At 35.8% G+C, this 16,475-nt stretch carries 18 protein-coding genes; 9 read left to right on the forward strand and 9 right to left on the reverse strand.

Annotated features, from left to right (window positions below; all coding sequences use genetic code 11):
• Nucleotides 1–96 precede the first annotated feature (96 nt).
• Both purD and PMN2A_RS07765 read left to right on the forward strand, forming a co-directional pair.
• Entirely contained in the window at nt 97–1,401 is a 1,305-nt protein-coding gene (gene purD / locus PMN2A_RS07760) for a phosphoribosylamine--glycine ligase (RefSeq protein ID WP_011295259.1), read from the forward strand.
• 15 nt (nt 1,402–1,416) lie between these two features.
• Complete coding sequence (locus tag PMN2A_RS07765; RefSeq protein WP_011295260.1) at nt 1,417–3,486, forward strand: HAMP domain-containing sensor histidine kinase; 2,070 nt, start codon at nt 1,417–1,419, stop codon at nt 3,484–3,486.
• A gap of 10 nt (nt 3,487–3,496) precedes the next feature.
• On the opposite strand, the gene kaiC is transcribed toward PMN2A_RS07765, so the two are convergent.
• Both kaiC and kaiB read right to left on the reverse strand, forming a co-directional pair.
• A complete protein-coding gene (gene kaiC, locus PMN2A_RS07770) occupies nt 3,497–4,999 on the reverse strand; it encodes a circadian clock protein KaiC (RefSeq protein WP_011295261.1) in 1,503 nt (500 codons plus the stop codon).
• 130 nt (nt 5,000–5,129) lie between these two features.
• Nucleotides 5,130–5,453 carry a circadian clock protein KaiB gene (gene kaiB / locus PMN2A_RS07775; protein ID WP_011295262.1) on the reverse strand — a complete coding sequence of 108 codons (324 nt, stop codon included), beginning with the start codon at nt 5,451–5,453 and terminating at the stop codon, nt 5,130–5,132.
• Between the two features lie 171 nt (nt 5,454–5,624).
• On the opposite strand from kaiB, the gene rplU reads away from it, so the two are divergent.
• Together rplU and rpmA are read left to right on the forward strand one after the other, a co-directional pair.
• Complete coding sequence (gene rplU, locus PMN2A_RS07780) at nt 5,625–6,044, forward strand: 50S ribosomal protein L21 (protein WP_011295263.1); 420 nt, start codon at nt 5,625–5,627, stop codon at nt 6,042–6,044.
• A 25-nt stretch (nt 6,045–6,069) separates the two neighbouring features.
• Nucleotides 6,070–6,342 (forward strand): 50S ribosomal protein L27, encoded by a 273-nt coding sequence (gene rpmA, locus PMN2A_RS07785; RefSeq protein ID WP_011295264.1) that lies wholly within the window; start codon nt 6,070–6,072, stop codon nt 6,340–6,342.
• A 1-nt stretch (nt 6,343) separates the two neighbouring features.
• On the opposite strand, the gene PMN2A_RS07790 is transcribed toward rpmA, so the two are convergent.
• On the reverse strand, nt 6,344–7,090 hold the full coding sequence (locus PMN2A_RS07790) for a class I SAM-dependent methyltransferase (RefSeq protein ID WP_011295265.1): 747 nt from the start codon (nt 7,088–7,090) through the stop codon (nt 6,344–6,346).
• Nucleotides 7,091–7,185: 95 nt separating this feature from the next.
• On the opposite strand from PMN2A_RS07790, the gene truB reads away from it, so the two are divergent.
• Nucleotides 7,186–8,130 (forward strand): tRNA pseudouridine(55) synthase TruB, encoded by a 945-nt coding sequence (truB, locus tag PMN2A_RS07795; protein WP_011295266.1) that lies wholly within the window; start codon nt 7,186–7,188, stop codon nt 8,128–8,130.
• A gap of 49 nt (nt 8,131–8,179) precedes the next feature.
• Here the strand turns inward: truB and PMN2A_RS07800 are convergent, their stop codons facing one another.
• Complete coding sequence (locus PMN2A_RS07800) at nt 8,180–9,397, reverse strand: SpoIID/LytB domain-containing protein (protein ID WP_011295267.1); 1,218 nt, start codon at nt 9,395–9,397, stop codon at nt 8,180–8,182.
• A 97-nt stretch (nt 9,398–9,494) separates the two neighbouring features.
• Between PMN2A_RS07800 and rnz the strand changes: the two genes are divergently transcribed.
• Nucleotides 9,495–10,439 (forward strand): ribonuclease Z, encoded by a 945-nt coding sequence (rnz, locus tag PMN2A_RS07805; RefSeq protein WP_011295268.1) that lies wholly within the window; start codon nt 9,495–9,497, stop codon nt 10,437–10,439.
• 92 nt (nt 10,440–10,531) lie between these two features.
• Complete coding sequence (locus tag PMN2A_RS07810; RefSeq protein ID WP_011295269.1) at nt 10,532–11,080, forward strand: pentapeptide repeat-containing protein; 549 nt, start codon at nt 10,532–10,534, stop codon at nt 11,078–11,080.
• A 73-nt stretch (nt 11,081–11,153) separates the two neighbouring features.
• On the opposite strand, the gene PMN2A_RS07815 is transcribed toward PMN2A_RS07810, so the two are convergent.
• The 5 genes from PMN2A_RS07815 to serA all read right to left on the reverse strand — a co-directional run bounded on the left by PMN2A_RS07815 (nt 11,154) and on the right by serA (nt 14,832).
• Nucleotides 11,154–11,345, reverse strand: a complete 192-nt coding sequence (locus PMN2A_RS07815) for a hypothetical protein (protein ID WP_011295270.1) — start codon at nt 11,343–11,345, stop codon at nt 11,154–11,156.
• A gap of 123 nt (nt 11,346–11,468) precedes the next feature.
• On the reverse strand, nt 11,469–11,858 hold the full coding sequence (locus PMN2A_RS07820) for a hypothetical protein (RefSeq protein ID WP_011295271.1): 390 nt from the start codon (nt 11,856–11,858) through the stop codon (nt 11,469–11,471).
• Nucleotides 11,859–11,971: 113 nt separating this feature from the next.
• A complete protein-coding gene (locus PMN2A_RS07825; RefSeq protein ID WP_011295272.1) occupies nt 11,972–12,271 on the reverse strand; it encodes a 2Fe-2S iron-sulfur cluster-binding protein in 300 nt (99 codons plus the stop codon).
• A gap of 37 nt (nt 12,272–12,308) precedes the next feature.
• Nucleotides 12,309–13,190: a 50S ribosomal protein L11 methyltransferase gene (prmA, locus tag PMN2A_RS07830; RefSeq protein ID WP_225866305.1), complete on the reverse strand. Its 882-nt coding sequence runs from the start codon at nt 13,188–13,190 to the stop codon at nt 12,309–12,311.
• Between the two features lie 55 nt (nt 13,191–13,245).
• Nucleotides 13,246–14,832, reverse strand: a complete 1,587-nt coding sequence (serA, locus tag PMN2A_RS07835; protein WP_011295274.1) for a phosphoglycerate dehydrogenase — start codon at nt 14,830–14,832, stop codon at nt 13,246–13,248.
• Nucleotides 14,833–14,936: 104 nt separating this feature from the next.
• Between serA and PMN2A_RS07840 the strand changes: the two genes are divergently transcribed.
• On the forward strand, nt 14,937–15,500 hold the full coding sequence (locus PMN2A_RS07840; protein ID WP_011295275.1) for a hypothetical protein: 564 nt from the start codon (nt 14,937–14,939) through the stop codon (nt 15,498–15,500).
• A gap of 154 nt (nt 15,501–15,654) precedes the next feature.
• On the forward strand, nt 15,655–16,443 hold the full coding sequence (locus PMN2A_RS07845) for a photosystem II S4 domain protein (protein ID WP_011295276.1): 789 nt from the start codon (nt 15,655–15,657) through the stop codon (nt 16,441–16,443).
• Nucleotides 16,444–16,475 lie beyond the last annotated feature (32 nt).

Genomic DNA, 16,475 nt, shown 5'->3' on the forward strand with positions numbered 1-16,475 from the left:
ATAAATACCTTTTTTCAAGCAATGTATTAACTAATTAATCAAACGGTAGTTAAAAATCCCTAAAAACTATTTTTTCATTTAAGCAAGAGTAAAACTATGAAAAAGAATCAAAAAGCTGAAGAATTGAAAAGGGTATTAATAGTTGGAAGCGGAGGTAGAGAAAACTCTATTGCTTGGGCTCTATCAAAAAATCAATCTATTGAGCAAATATATGTTTGTCCTGGCAATGGTGGAACAGCCAAATTTGAAAAATGTATTTGCCTAAAACCCAACTCTGAAGATAAAAAAATAATCATTAATGAGTGTCAGCGACTTGCAATTGATTTAGTCATTATTGGTCCTGAAGACCCTTTGGCTGAGGGCTTAGCAAATAAAATGCGTGAGGCAGGGTTAACAGTTTTTGGTCCAGGCAAAGATGGTGCTCAATTAGAGGCAAGTAAAGACTGGTCTAAGGCTCTGATGATAGAGAACAATATCCCTACAGCAAAGTACTGGTCTGCAAAATCTAAAGAAGAAGCACTAGAAATTCTTAGAAGATTTAACCAACCTCTTGTTATCAAAGCAGATGGTCTTGCGGCAGGTAAAGGCGTCACTGTTTGCGAAACCATTGAGGAATCTAAGGAAGCTATTAAGGACATATTTTCTGGAAAGTTTGGCTCTGCAGGAAATAAAGTTATTCTCGAAGAAAAAATTGAAGGGCCAGAAGTTTCTATTTTTGCCCTTTGTGATGGAGAGAAATTAATTGTTCTTCCTCCAGCCCAAGATCATAAAAGATTACTTGATGGAGACAATGGTCCAAATACTGGCGGAATGGGAGCTTATGCACCTGCACTTTTAATAAATGAACAAGATCTTAAGGACTTAACTGAACTGGTTCTTATCCCAACTTTAAAAGGATTGAAAAAAAAGAATATCAATTACATCGGTGTCATTTATGCCGGTTTAATGCTTACATCGTCAGGGCCAAAAGTTATTGAATTCAATTGCCGCTTTGGAGATCCAGAATGTCAAGCTTTAATGCCCTTAATGGGAGAGGAATTTGCTTCTGTCCTTTTTGCTTGCGCTCGAGGAGAGATTGAGAATGCACCAAAACTTACATTTAATTCTGAATGCAGTGCTTGTATAGTTGCAGCCTCTAAGGGATACCCTGAAAGCCCACAAAAAGGTGAAAAGATTGTCATCAATGTTGAATCAAATTCTTCACTCCAAATTTTTCACGCAGGCACCACAATTGACAAATTTGACAATACAATTACCTCAGGTGGAAGAGTTCTTTCAGTAGTTGCTCAGGGAGAAAGTTTCGACAAAGCTTTCGATTTAGCCTACTCTAACCTTAAAAAAATCAAGTTTAATGGTATGCATTTTCGCGAAGATATAGGTTACCAAGTTAGAAATATTTGAATTAATTTACCTTATATGAAAAATACAAATTCAAATCAGAATAAAAACTTTATAGCATCAAAACATGATGTAATATTAGATGATTTAACCTTATTAGAAAAAATAAATTTATGGTGGTCTAGATTTAATTTAAGATCTAAACTACTAGCATTTGGAACGCTAGTAGTTAGTTTCATAATGACACTTATTACGTTTTTTGCTTTAAGTAGTATTCAAAAGGATGCTGGCATGAATGATACAAGATACGCCAGAGATTTAGGGTTGTTATTGTCAGGGAACGTTACGGAATTAGTAGCGAAGAATCAAACAAGAGAACTTTTCAACGTTGCTGAGAAGTTTTGGCGTTCTAGTAGGAACTTGAGATACATTTTCTTCACTGACCCAGATGGGTTTGTAAAATTGGGTATACCAGTTAGTGCAACGGCTTCAGACTCTGATGCTGAAGGTGCTTTGCAACTAACCAGAAAACTTAAATTACCAAGTGAATTAAAAAAACAACCTCAATTTCCATTAGTCAGACAACATTCAACTCCACAAGGCCAGGTAACTGATGTTTTTGTTCCCATGCTTTGGAAAGGTGAATATCTAGGCACCTTGGCTCTGGGGGTAACACCGAACAAAAAAGCTCTTGCTACAGCCGCTTTAACCAGAGAAATTACTGTTGCAGTATTTATTTCTATTTGGGTTTTAGTAATAATAGGAGCTGTATTTAATGCGCTAACAATCACTCGTCCAATAAGAGAATTAGTTATTGGAGTCAGAGAAATTGCTAAAGGTAATTTCAAATCAAGAGTAGATCTACCTATGAGTGGAGAACTTGGGGAACTCTTAACTGGGTTTAATGCAATGGCATCAAGATTAGAAGATTATGATGCTGCAAATATAGAGGAACTTAAAGCTGCCCAAGTCAAACAGCAATCCTTAATAGCCACAATGGCAGATGGAGCCCTTCTTCTTGACGAGCAAGGAAATATTGTCTTAGTCAATCCAACTGCTAGAAGACTATTCCGCTGGGAAGGGAGAAATCTTGAAGGTCAAAATTTATTGAATCAACTTCCTGACTCTCTTGTAAAAGAACTTGAAACACCAATAACCTCTCTATTGAACAATTTCGGAGACAGCGATGATTTGCGTTGCAATCTTGAAGAACCACCAAGAACACTTCGTATAGTTTTAAAGTCTGTCAGAGACACGACTGGAGAGAATATAAAAGGTATTGCTGTTACGATTCAAGATCTCACTAGGGAAGTCCAATTAAACGCAGCACAAAAAAGATTCATCAGCAATGTTTCTCACGAACTGAGAACGCCATTATTCAACATTAAAAGCTATGTTGAAACTCTATATGACCTAGGAGAGCAGCTTACAAAAGACGAGCAAAAAGAATTTCTAGGTGTTGCGAATTCAGAAACAGATAGACTCACTCGCTTGGTCAATGATGTTCTTGACTTATCCAAGTTGGAGTCTGGAAGAACAATCCAATTAGAAGCACTAAGTATAAAAGAAGCTATGGAACAAACGCTAAGAAACTATAAACTTAATGCCGAGGAAAAAAATGTGAAATTAATATTAAATGTTGAAAATAATTTGACATTTGTTTTAGGTAACTGGGATATGCTTCTTCAGGTTTTTGACAATCTTGTTGGTAATGCACTTAAATTCAGTCAAGAGGGAGGAACAATAAATTTAAAGGCTTATACATGGCCCGATATATGCGTTGCTTCGCCAGTGGATTTAGATAATAAAGCTCCACATTGTGAAATTTTGTCCCCGATGCCAAAAATCAGAGTTGAGGTCTCCGATACAGGATATGGAATTTCTGAAATTGATCAACAAAGAATATTTGAACGTTTTTACAGAGTTGAAGATTCAGTACATACTGAAGTGGGCACTGGACTTGGCCTTTCAATCGTTAAAGGGATCGTTGATAAGCACGGAAGTGAGATCAGAATGGCAAGTGAACCAAATACTGGAACAACTTTTTGGTTTGAACTTCCTCTTGAAGACTCTGACGCTGATGAGTTGTTACTAAAATCTGCTAGAAAAAATTGGGAACTTGAAAATGATAAGACATTAATTAAATAGAGTTACCTAGTTACTGTTCTTTTGGATTAATGCTTTTAAAAACGCCAGGCATCTGTTCTTCAGGATTAATACGATGAGGGGCACCACTAAATATCTGTTCAAAGTTAGAGAATGAATCCTTAATCTCAGGTCCTTCATTAGTAATGATATATTCACGGATCCTTTTGTCATGCCATGATCCGCGCATCTTGAAAACATTTATTGCTCTTGCCATTTCACCTCTTATTTCTACATATTGCAAAAGCAAAATTGTATCAGTAATTGTTGAAATATGGGAATCAGTGATTGAGTGGCTTCCCATGAATTCTTCTGCAGTATTAGTAAAAAATCCTGCTATTTCTTCTTGTTTTGCATAACCAGTTACTCCAATAACAAACTGTCTAAATGCATTTAAGCTTACACCTCTAGCCAATGCGGATAGGGAATCTATCGCCATTCTGGATGGTTTATATTCGCTAATCTCGGTTTTGATAATTTGCAGATGATCTTCCAAGCCAGTTGATTCAGGATAAGCACAAATAATCTTCAATAATCCATCAGCTTCCATTTTTTCAAAATCAATCCCCCAGCTAGTTGCATTTCGAAGAAGTTGTGCTCTTGATTCTTCATAAGCAAAAAGGATTGTTCTTTCTTTATTTAAGTATGCATCTTCAACAAACTTAGAAACTAGCATTGTTTTTCCGGTACCAGTTGCACCCGTTGCAAGAATAATTGAATCTTGAAAATATCCTCCGCCACACATTTCATCCAAATCCTGAACACCAGAACTTATTCGAATATTGGATGATCTTTGAGTCAACCTCATTGCACCTAAAGGGAATGCAACTATTCCTTGGTGGCCCATAGTAAAAGGGAATTCACCCTTCATATGTGTAGTTCCTCTTAATTTCAAAATTTCTACAGTTCTTCTCCTCTTCTCTGCCTCTAAAACATTTCTTAGAATAACAACATTGTCAGAAACGAATTCTTCAACTCCATATCTAGCAATTGGACCATATTCATCTATTCTTTCAGTAGTCATAACAGTAGTCACACCTATTTCTTTAAGTCTTGCTATTAGTCGAAAAATCTCTCGCCTAACAACATAAATAGCGTCATATTGTTGGAAAACCGCTGTCATTGAATCTATAGCTACTCTCTTAGCTTTGAACTTTCTAATCGCATAACTTATCCTTTCAATTAACCCAGACAAATCGAAACTTCCAGCAACATCTTGTCCCTCTGGATCTGGAGAAGCATCTAAAATAAAAAGTTTATTTTGATCAATTAAAGCTTGTAAATCCCAACCAAAACTTGCAGCATTTCGAATAATATCTAGAGGCGATTCTTCAAAAGTAACAAAAATACCAGGCTCATCAAAATTACATATTCCATGATGAAGATATTGCAAAGAAAAAACAGTTTTACCAGTACCTGATGTTCCGCTGACTAGAGTGCTTCGCGCATTAGGCAATCCACCGTGACAAATATCATCAAAGCCCTCGATTCCAGTGGGGAGTTTTTGAACATGCATTTTGGGTCGATTTCTTTTATTGAAGAACGCTAAAAGCTCTTATGTACAAAACATAATAAGCAAACTGTAAAAATAGCTTAGTTATCGGTTGGGCTTAAGAATTCATTTAATTCTTGTTTATGTAGCTCCATTATTTATCTGAAGAGTAAAACATTTCATTATCAGATAATTCATCATACAAAAGGTCCAGTCCAATTAAGACCTTTTCTCTATCTGATAGGTCACCAATGATTCTTCGAACAGGTGGGGGTAAAATCTTAGACAAGGTTGGTGTGGCAAGTATTTTATCTTCTTCGGCTAATTGAGGGCTTTTTAAAACATCAATAACCTTCAGAGCATAGACACCTTTGAATTCACTTTCTAAGATTTCTCTCAACGTGTTCAAAGCCCTCATAGAGTTTGGTGTATTCCCAGCCACATAAAGCTTGAGAATATATGTCTTTCTTGCATTCATTTAAAAACTCCGAAAAATCAACAGAACATTTATCCTTCTTAGATCTTGACTAAGTAACCAACAAAAAGCGAAAATGTTAGTTTGTTTTTCGATTACGATTAGGGCTTAATCGATTAAAAGAAAGGAAACTCCTTTTGTTTTATTTCGAGCCTTAACGTGTCACCAATAATCATGGCTGATAAAAAATCATCTCCTAAGAAGGAAAATCCGCAAGATAAAACATATGCGATAGTAGAGGCCTCAGGAAAACAATTTTGGCTTCAACCCAACCGTTATTACGATTTCGATAGATGCCAAGCAGAAGTTGATGATGTTTTGACTCTTGAAAATGTTCTTCTCCTTAATGATGGTAAAGATTTAAAACTTGGAAAACCTTATGTAAAAGATGCAAAAGTAGAAATCAAGGTTTTGGAGCATAGAAGAGGTCCAAAAATAATAGTTTATAAAATGAGACCGAAGAAAAAGACTAGGAGAAAGAATGGACATCGCCAAGAACTTACAAGAGTTCTAGTTCAATCCATTTCAATAGGATCAAACACAAAAAAATCAAAAGCTGTCAAAACCACTGCTAGTAAAGTAGAATCTGAATAGTTAAATTTAATAGATTAAATAAATCATGGCTCACAAGAAAGGTACTGGCTCAACTAGAAATGGAAGAGATTCAAACTCAAAAAGACTAGGTGTAAAGGCATATGGTGGAGAGAAAGTAACGGCTGGATCTATTCTTATTCGTCAAAGAGGAACATCAGTTCTTCCGGGAATCAATGTTGGCAGGGGGAAAGACGATACTCTTTTCGCTCTAACTGATGGATCAGTTCATTTTGAAAGTATTCGTAGAGGCCTAAGAAATAGAAAAAGGATTAATATTTCTACTGCTAAGGCTGTCTAGTTTATTTTTTTAATGGTTTATAAGCTCGCGTAGTAATCAAAAAAGGATGGAAAACTTCTAAATAATTTAACTGTAATGTAGAAAAGAAATTCTCAATAAGACTAGGATCATCGAAATGAAAAGGATACTCTCCGTTTTTTCCTTTGTAAAAATACCAATTCATTAGAGCTATTCCTTCAGGAGAAAGTTTTTCCAAAAATATTTTTAATTGTTTTGCAGGATTTGGAAGATGTTCAAGGACATCCAAGCAAACTAAAGAATCAAAAACAACATCAGATGTGCTTTCTAAGTCTCTAAAAATTGAAATCTTATCTTCGATACCCAATTCCTTAGACCTATGCTCTACAAAGTTTCGGTTTTGAGGGTTAAGATCAACAAACCAAACATGTTCAACCTCTGGTAAAAACGAGGCTGCCAAGGCATGCGTACCAATACCACCACCAAAATCTAAAACTTTTCCAGAAGCAAATTTTTGTTGTAAGCGAAGAGTGTCAGCTATGTAACTAGAACTATTTAGATGCCAAGACGCTAGATCTATTAAATGAGCATCGCCTACTTTTTCCTCGTAAAATTCGCCTGCATTGTTCTCAGTAAATGCTCCTGGGTGAAGAGCTGCCAAATCATCAACGCCGTTAAGTAATCTTTGATCTAATTGTTCATTACTAATATTTAGGAAATCAATAAGATGCTTTTTCAAATTAAAGCCATCTTTAAGGAAACAGGAAATACTTAGATCTAAATCGTTCATATTATTTGGCTGACTGAACACACTGAGTTATAACTTTAAATGTTCAGGGTTACTTGAACAATATTTTCATGTGAGCTCAACCTGCAATATCAATTTTGGAAAAGCCTTTTGGATTTGTTGTCATTGATAAGCCTTCTGGGCTTACTTCTCATGATTGTGTAAATAGACTTAGAAAAGTATTTGGTATCAAAAAAATTGGACATTCTGGAACTCTAGACCCAGCAGTTACTGGAGTACTTCCAATAGCAATAGGTGATGCGACAAGATTAATCTCTTATTTACAAGGTTCTAAAGCTTATAGAGGAATCATCCAGTTAGGTGCTACTACAAATACTGATGATATGCAAGGGGAAATTATAGAATCAAAAGCTTGGCCCTTAATTACCCAAAATTATATAAATTATCTACTAGAAAACTTTAGAGGTGAGATATTACAAAAGCCTCCTATTTTTTCTAGTGTTCACATTAAAGGTGAGAGAGCTTATAAGAAAGCAAGAAAAGGAGAAAAATTTGATTTAATTCCTAAAAAAGTTACCATCAACAAATTAAATTTAATAAGCTGGTCTCAAGATAAAGGTGAGTTATTAGTTGACGTCGACTGCTCAACAGGAACATACATTAGATCCTTGGCTAGAGACATTGGAGATAAAATTGGATGCGGTGGTTATTTAAAAAGTTTACGCCGTACAAAAGCATATAATTTCATCGAAAATCATTCAGTAAAACTTCCTGAGAAATCAGACTTTTACCCAGAGGGAGATAAACCTAAAGTTCTTAATCCTAATATCTTTTTTAAACATCTTTCTTCTTTTGAATTAATTTCTGAAGAAGAAATTATTAGCTGGCGTTCAGGAAGAAAGATCTCTTTTCAGAATAATGTTAAACGTTTAAAGGTAACTAAGAACAATGAAGTTGAAGATAGCTTTATTCATAATAACCATATATTAGTATTGAATAAAGAAAATAAAATCCTTGGGATCGCTTGCTTAGATGACAGTTTTGCAATTAAGCCTAAGGTTGTTTTCAATGCAATAGGTTAGACTCGTAAAATGTAAATCTTACAACAATCTATAGCTACTAAATATATTCCTAATAGGCTTTTATTTGTACACCTGTATAATAATGTTTTAGAATTTTACGAAAGCCAGACCCCTTTTCAGCCATTGCTTTAGCACCCCATTGGCTCATTCCTACGCCATGACCAGCGCCATAACCTTGAACCAATAAAAAATAATCTGATGGGATTGGCGGGAGAGATTGAAGTGAAAAATCTTCAGCTATTTTTATATCTGAATTCAATTTATTATCTAGATTTATTTGGTTAAATTCCAAATAAAGATCAAATTTAGTACTAAGCAATTGCAATTTTTCTCTTAAGCTTTTACCGGAGATATTTTTATTTCCATTTGTTCCATAGAGTCTAATTTTTAAGACTCTATCGGTATCACTTTTTTGAATAATTTGTATACTATTTAACCCGCCCAAGCCAGGGAAGATCTGATCTAATTCTCCTGAGGTAAATTTATTAGTCCATCTATACTTTGTGCCATTGTGATCAAAGTCAACAACACTTTTTAAATAAGGTAATTGATACTTCCAAACCTTTCCACTATTCTCAGTCCTACCACCAGAACTACTATGAAAAACTGCATTTATCAGCTTATCTTTATGAAATAGAGCCAGTGAATTTGTACTTTTAACTGCTCTATTGATTTTTGCTGTTTCAGACTCAAGTCCTAAGTAGACTTGACTAGCTTGTGTTGAACGAAGATCAAATGATTTATTTTTATTTAAAAGTTTTAAAGCATAAGTCCTGGCTGCTATTGCTTGTGCTTGAAGTGCTGCAAGGGGAAATTCTTTAGGCATTTCACTACCAACTACACTTTTTAAATACTTCTCTAATTTTAAATAATTTATTATATTTAATTTCTTTTCATTCAATGAAACTTTTAATTCTCCGGCATATCTTCTATTCTTAAACCAAATCCCTCTTTTATCATTATTTCTTATAATCAAACTGAAATTATTTGGTAAATCGAACCATGTATTTAGGTTGTTATCAATTGAATATTTAACCTTATTATTCTTATAAACTAAATTTAAAGATTTAATTCTTCTATGATTAGAAGAAATACCTTCAACAAAAATATTTTTCACACCATCTGCTCTAAATCTTGCCTTATTATCTTTAGATATCAGTACACGCATTGTTGGTTCTTTTGCTGCAATTGCCTTTACTGGAGAGATAAAAAATATAGCTATAAAGATTATTGCCCATCCAGATTTTCTTTTAGGTGATGCGCTCACAATAAAAATTGGATTTAGGTACTAATTTTGCCTATAAGAAAGAAGATCCACCAGTGGTCAAAGCTATGAATGTCACCATGTCTTAAAAGGGGGAAACTTGCAAGTCACTTTTCTAGGAACAAGTTCAGGAGTCCCAACTCTTAATAGGAACGTATCAGCGATGGTACTAAAGCCTCCACAAAGGTCAGAATTGTGGTTGTTCGATTGTGGTGAAGGTACACAGCATCAGTTCATTAGAAGTAATCTTAAGTTATCTCAAATCAAAAAAATATTTATTACCCATATGCATGGGGATCATATTTATGGTCTACCAGGACTTCTAGCAAGTATTGGATTAGCAGGCAGCAGCTCTGGAATTGAGTTGTACGGGCCAGCTCCGCTTAAGAACTTTATTGATTCTTGTCTATACAACAGTTCAAGCCGATTGGCTTATTCACTCAAATTCCATAGGGTCGAAAATGCTGCTAATAATAAAGAAATTTTGTTTGAAGATTCAGAGTTAGAAGTCAAAACTGCTCCACTCAAGCATCGAATCCCATCTTTTGCTTACAGAGTGAATCAAAAAACTAGGCCAGGCAGATTCGATATAGAGAAAGCAAAATCAAAAGGAATACCTCCTGGTCCCGTTTATGCAGACCTTCAGAGAGGGGAGGAAGTGAGATTAGAAGATGGTCGCATTTTTTCTGGGAAAGAATTCTGCGGTCCACCTAGGCCTGGGGTAAGCATGGTTTATTGCACAGATACTGTTTATACAGAATCAGCAATTGAGATTTCTAGAAAAGCCGATCTACTAATCCATGAATCAACTTATTCTTATAAAGAAACTGAAATGGCATATGAACGCGGACATTCAACTGCAACAATGGCCGCTCAGATTGCTGCAAAAGCGAATGTTGATCAACTAATTCTTACTCATTTGAGTCCGAGATATACCCCTGGCAATCAAACATGTCCTAATGATTTGCTTAATGAAGCAAAAGCAATTTTTCCAAATACCCAGTTAGCAAAAGACTTTCTGCAAATTGACATAAATAAAAGCTGAAACTGCAACAGTTCGTGATCCCTTTACCTATGAAATGCCTCTACATGAAACAATAGTCGAGTTTGGTGCTTCTTTAATCGCTGGCGTTATTAATGAATTCTTTTATTTCTTCCCTTAAAAGGTCCTTTTCAAGACTATTTGTCTTGATACCTGTGCTTGTAAGTCTCATTATTAGTCCTCTTTCTGCAAGTGCCTTGTATCCCAGCGATCCTTCTTCAGTGGAGAGCTTAGATCCAAGCTTGGCTGGTAAGGACTTACAAAATACAGAGTATGTAAAATACGACTTGTCAGGAAAAGATCTTGGTGGAACCAATTTCACTGGCGCTTATTTCAGTGTCTCAACTTTGAAGGACTCTGATCTAACAGGCGCAAACATGACCAATGTCATTGCTTATGCAACGAGGTTTGATAATGCGAACCTCACGAACGTAAATCTTACTGGAGCAGAGTTGCTCAAGAGTGTTTTTGATGGTGTAACCATTGATGGTGCTGACTTTACTGATGCTGTATTAGATAGAAGTCAACAAAAGAATCTATGTAAAGTAGCTACTGGAAGCACAGCCGAAAGTCTAGGTTGCAGTACTACAGCTGCTGGATATGTACCTGCAACCAAAGGTCAAGGTTTCAACCCAGGTACTTAAATTTATCCAAAATTTAACAACCAATAAAAAAGGGGCCAATGGCCCCTTTTTTATTGGTTAAAACTAACTTTTTTTACTTTGTAATAAGAAAGAAAGCCGCTGCAGCTCCACCAACCGCAAACATAGGCAACCCAACTAACAAATGTGAAGTGCCAAAACCAACGCCTTTTTGGCGCAATATAAAATAACCCACTCCAGCAGCTCCAGCAGCTAAAGGAATAGCAGCAGTAGCAGCAGAAGCAACAGCGTGATAGTCGAAGTTCATCCCTGTGTTGAAATTTAATTACTTATAATTATCCTTCAAATTTGAAAAATGGTATGAACTTATGCCTGAAATGCTTCATATCTTCATCACTTTAAATCCAAAAGAATTTTCATTTTTCTAAACTCATGCCGCTTTGGGCGCAATATTTGAACTATCTCTAGAACGTGGATGCTTGCTATACCACCATTCCTGAATATCGGTATCTAAACGACTAGAAAACAAAGTCAAAATTGTTTTTGTTGGTTTCACTCCTGGTTGGATAATCTCAACAGAATAAGAAGGACATTTTTGTGCCGCAATATCAGCAACCAATCTTTTACCAATTCTTTTCCAGCTAGGCTCCTTACTTCGCCATGAAAGCCTACAACAAGGCCAAGGCAACTCCTCGCGGTCATAGAGACGACAACATGGGCCTAAGACCCTAAAACTAAATTGACCTCCAATACTTGAGTGAATAGAACCATGATCTAAAAGACCTTGAACTTTGTCGGTTTGCAAAACTTCTGAAATCAATCAATTAATCCCTAAATAGTTTTATTTGCGCCCATGAGCACATAAGTAAGAGGTTGGCGAGAAAGGAGATCTTTGGCAAGCAAAACGCTGAGAATCTGGCGAAAAAATTAATATCAATACAATTGATCCTCAGCATGTGTCCGTATTATGCAATCAGAGAGTGGATAAGCCTTGCAAATCAAAATATACCCTTTTTCTATTTGATCATCATCCAAAAAACTTTGATCTTGTTGATCAACATTGCCTTTTTCTAGTTTAGCAACACAAGTCGAACAAGTTCCTTCTCTACATGAGGCAGGAAGCTCAATATTTTGCTCACACGCGGCATCAAGGATATATTTGTCATCTGGAATATCAATAATTTCTTTTAAACCACTTAATTCATTAATAAAAGTGATCTGAAAAGATGTCATGAGGTTTTTTAAAATCTGAAATTTAGAATTTATTTAATCAAGACAAATTAAGAGTCAAAACCATTAAGGCCCATTGATCCTTTTTCTTTATTTCAAGAACTTGCCAACCAAGCTCTAAAAAGAATTCTTGAAGTTCTTTGATTTGCTGAACTAATAAACCCGATAAAATCACTTTACCTTTATGTCCAATGATTTTTTCGAAACTTGGCCCTAATAATTTTATGACAGGTGCAAGAATATTGCATAGGATCAAATCAATTTTTTCTTTCGGCATATTCGCCTCAATTTCCTCAATAGAACCAAGAAAAACATTTAAGAGGTTTCCAGGAACATCATTTAAAGCAGAATTAATTTTAGTAGCTGATATTGATAGAGAATCAGTATCAACAGAGAACGTACTCTTTGCTCCTAATTTCAATGCAGTTAAAGACAGTATTCCGCTTCCACAACCTATATCAGCAATTGTTTGACCTACAGGAGGTTCATTATCCAAGGCTTCAAGGCATAGCCTAGTGGAAGGATGACTACCAGTGCCAAAAGCACTACCAGGATCTAGACGGATAATTTTTCGTTCTAAAAATTTTTCAGGAACGTCTAACCATGCTGGCAAAATTAAAATTGATTTTCCTACGGGATCAGGTTTCCAGTTTTTTTTCCAACTTAAGCTCCAATCTTCATCTTTTACTTGAATCCATTTGCATTCAGGCAAAGTCAAGTCAAAAGGTTCTGTCAACGAAATTAATGATTGGACTAATATCTCTTGATCTCTAACTGACCATTCATTCAAAGGAAGCCAAATAAATAGAGTTTTACTTAAATTGTTATTTGGATCATGTTCAAAAGAGAATCTATGAATATCAAGTTTACTTAACAGCCAATAAAAAGAATCTTCTAGCTCAAATGAAAATTCCTGCTCCAATCTCAACCACGACAGTTGGGAGTTTTGCAAATTTATAGTTTTTTCAACCAACAAATTACAGAGTCACTGAATGAGCTTCGTTAATTCCTTGCATTGAAAGAATTGAGCCCAACAACTCAGAAGGGATAGGGTCATCGATACTTAAAACCATTACTGCCTCACCTCTTACAATCCTTCTTCCTACTTGCATTGATGCAATATTCACATTGTATTTCCCAAGAAGTGAACCTATTTGACCAATGATTCCCGGCATATCCCTATGCCTTGTAAAAAGCATATGTCTACTTGGCACGAAATTTATCGGGTACTCATCAATACTTGTAATACCAAGATCGCCATCACCAAAAACAGTTCCAGAGACGCTGTGACCGCCTTTGTCACTAAAACTATCCAACTGCAAAGAGCCTCGAGCAAACTCTGGGCACAACTCATCCTTAATTTCTACGACATCAATACCACGTCCTTTAGCTTCCAATGAAGCATTTACATAGTTAATTTTATCGCCCAATGCACTGGTGAGTAATCCCTTCAAAGTTGCAATAACTAGAGGTTGAGATGGATGTTGAGCGAATTCCCCTTGCAAACGCACTTCTAGTTTTTGAATCTGTCCCCCTGAAATTTGACTAACTAATAATCCTAATGTCTCCGCAAGTTTTAAATGTGGTTTAAGACTATCCATTATCTCTGCGCTAAGACCAGGAATATTTACAGCGCTACGTGCTGGCAAGCCTAAAAGGACATCTCTAATTTGTTCTGCAACATCAATTGCTACATTCTGTTGTGCCTCAACAGTTGAAGCGCCTAGATGAGGCGTAAGTACCAAGCCTTTTTTTACAGCGCGTAAAGGCGAGTTTTCAGCTAGAGGTTCTTTTGCATATACATCGATTGCAGCACCTTGAATAACATTTTCTGCTAAGGCATTAGCTAAATCATTTTCATTAATAATTCCACCCCTTGCACAGTTAACCAATCTGGCAGTTGGTTTCATTTTTCTTAGAAGATCAATATCAACTAAATTCTCTGTTTCAGGTGTCCTTGGAAGATGAAGGGTTACATAATCAGATTCTTTAAATAACTCCTCAATATCGCTTAATCGAACCTGCATTTGCTGAGCTCTTTCATTAGAAACAAAAGGATCAAATCCAATGACTTCCATACCCATTGCATTTGCAACCTTTGCGACATGAGATCCAATCTTGCCAAGTCCAACAACTCCTAAGGTTTTCTTATAAAGCTCATTTCCTACATATTTCTTTCGGTCCCAACCTCCAGCAAACATACTTCCGTTTGCTTGGGGAATATTTCTAGATAATGCAAGCATCATTGCTAAAGCATGCTCAGCTGCAGCAATCGTGTTCCCACCTGGAGAATTAACGACTAAGACACCCTTTCTAGTAGCAGTTGGTACATCAACATTATCCACTCCAACTCCAGCTCTACCAATGATTCTCAATTTCTTAGCCTCAGATATAACATCTGATGTGACTTGGGTTCCTGAACGGATCATTAATCCGTCATACTCACCAATAATATTCTTCAACTGATCTGGTGAAAGACCTACTTTTTGGTCAACCTGGGCAACCTGAGTAAGAATATCAATACCTGCTTGATCAATGGGATCAGAAACAAGAACTTTCGTCATTAAGGGCGATAAACGTGCCGATCTGAACTTTAGTGATCTATTTGCCGCTGACCAGAATTATGTTGAGCAGGATTGAATATCCAAACATTTCAAGGAGCTAATTTGTGTCCACATTCGTACTCACCTTAAAAGAAAAGAAACTAGCAAAAGAGTTATTACTCAAATTAAGAGAAGCTCAAACACCAATCCTTAATTGCGATCTTGTAGAACCATTGGATAATAGAACTGACAATGAAGACTCAAATATAGATATATCTCAAGAAGTATTTGCCAATCAATCAAATTTTAATGACATCAAGCTTTTGAATCCAGCCCTTGCTCGAAAGGATCGCCAAAGGACTCTAGCGACATGGTTAATACCCTTTGGTTTTATTGCAGGCCTAAGCTTTTCTCAAATGACCGATCTGAATACGTTTGCAAATATGGGGTTCCCAAATCAATTAGAAAAGCTATTAGGTGGCCTAGTTGGAATGATTTCAGGAGCACTGGGAAGTTTTTTTTCGGCTGGAGGGACCAACCAAGAAACTGTTGATGATTTGAGAGTTATTCGAAAAAAAAGTGAAGAGGGTTATTGGCTTTTAATTCTAGAATTACCAATGGAAATAGAACCACCTTGGGAAATCCTAAAAGAAACAGACAACCTAGAAATAATAAACATAGGAAAATAATAGTGATTAATTCAATAATATTCTTATAAAAGTTACTATGAATTTTTATAGTTTTGATCAAAGATTGAATATTATATTTCTCTAAATATGTGAAGAAAACAACAAAATAGTCTAAACTATTTATCAACAAAACGAGAAATTTTTATCTCTTTTAATGCGTCTTCCAAAAGAAAAGATCCTATTTAAAAGTCCTTTTCATAAAGAGTTAGAGACTTTGCTTCACTTTGCGGAAAAGGCTCTAAGCGAGAGAACAGCAATATGGTCCCCTTTTTTATCAGCACAATTAATAGAGGAAGTTAAAGATAGATTTAATAATTTGAATGACATAAGTCTTCTTTTCGAGGGAGGATTTCCAAGCGCAGAACGTAAAAGAATATGTTTCCTAAGATCTGTAGAAGAGATGCACTCTCCCTCTATCGAAATTCCTATCAAAGGTATTTATATAAAAGGCAATTTCCTATTTGATAGAGCTAAACAAAGTGATTTTAGAGATCTCATACATGAACTTCATGATCAAGCTGATGATATTGGAGACATTTGGTTAATCAGAGACAGAGGAGCTCAAGCTATTTGCACAAAAAAATGTGCTGATTCAATAAATCAAAAGATTGGAAAGCTAAGAGAAGTTGAAATAATTATCCACGCATTAGATTTAAACGAGATGGAGATCCCTTTCAATAGGCCAGAGAAAGTAATCAATACAGTTGAGGCATCTACTAGGATTGACGCGATAGCCTCCGCAGGTTTTGGACTATCAAGATCAAAGATAATCAAACAAATCAAGGAAGGGTGTTTGCGACTTAACTGGGCTTTGAATGACCAGCCCAGCAAATCGGTAAATATTGGAGACCTTATTCATTTAGAGAAAAAAGGTTCACTTAAAATTTTAAATATTGATAAAACAAAAAAAGAGCGCTGGAGAATCAAATTACTAAGGCAGTGAGGATAGGGTCCTACTGCCTGCTAACTTCATTA

It is taken from the genome of Prochlorococcus marinus str. NATL2A (assembly GCF_000012465.1).
Classification (GTDB): domain Bacteria; phylum Cyanobacteriota; class Cyanobacteriia; order PCC-6307; family Cyanobiaceae; genus Prochlorococcus_B; species Prochlorococcus_B marinus_B.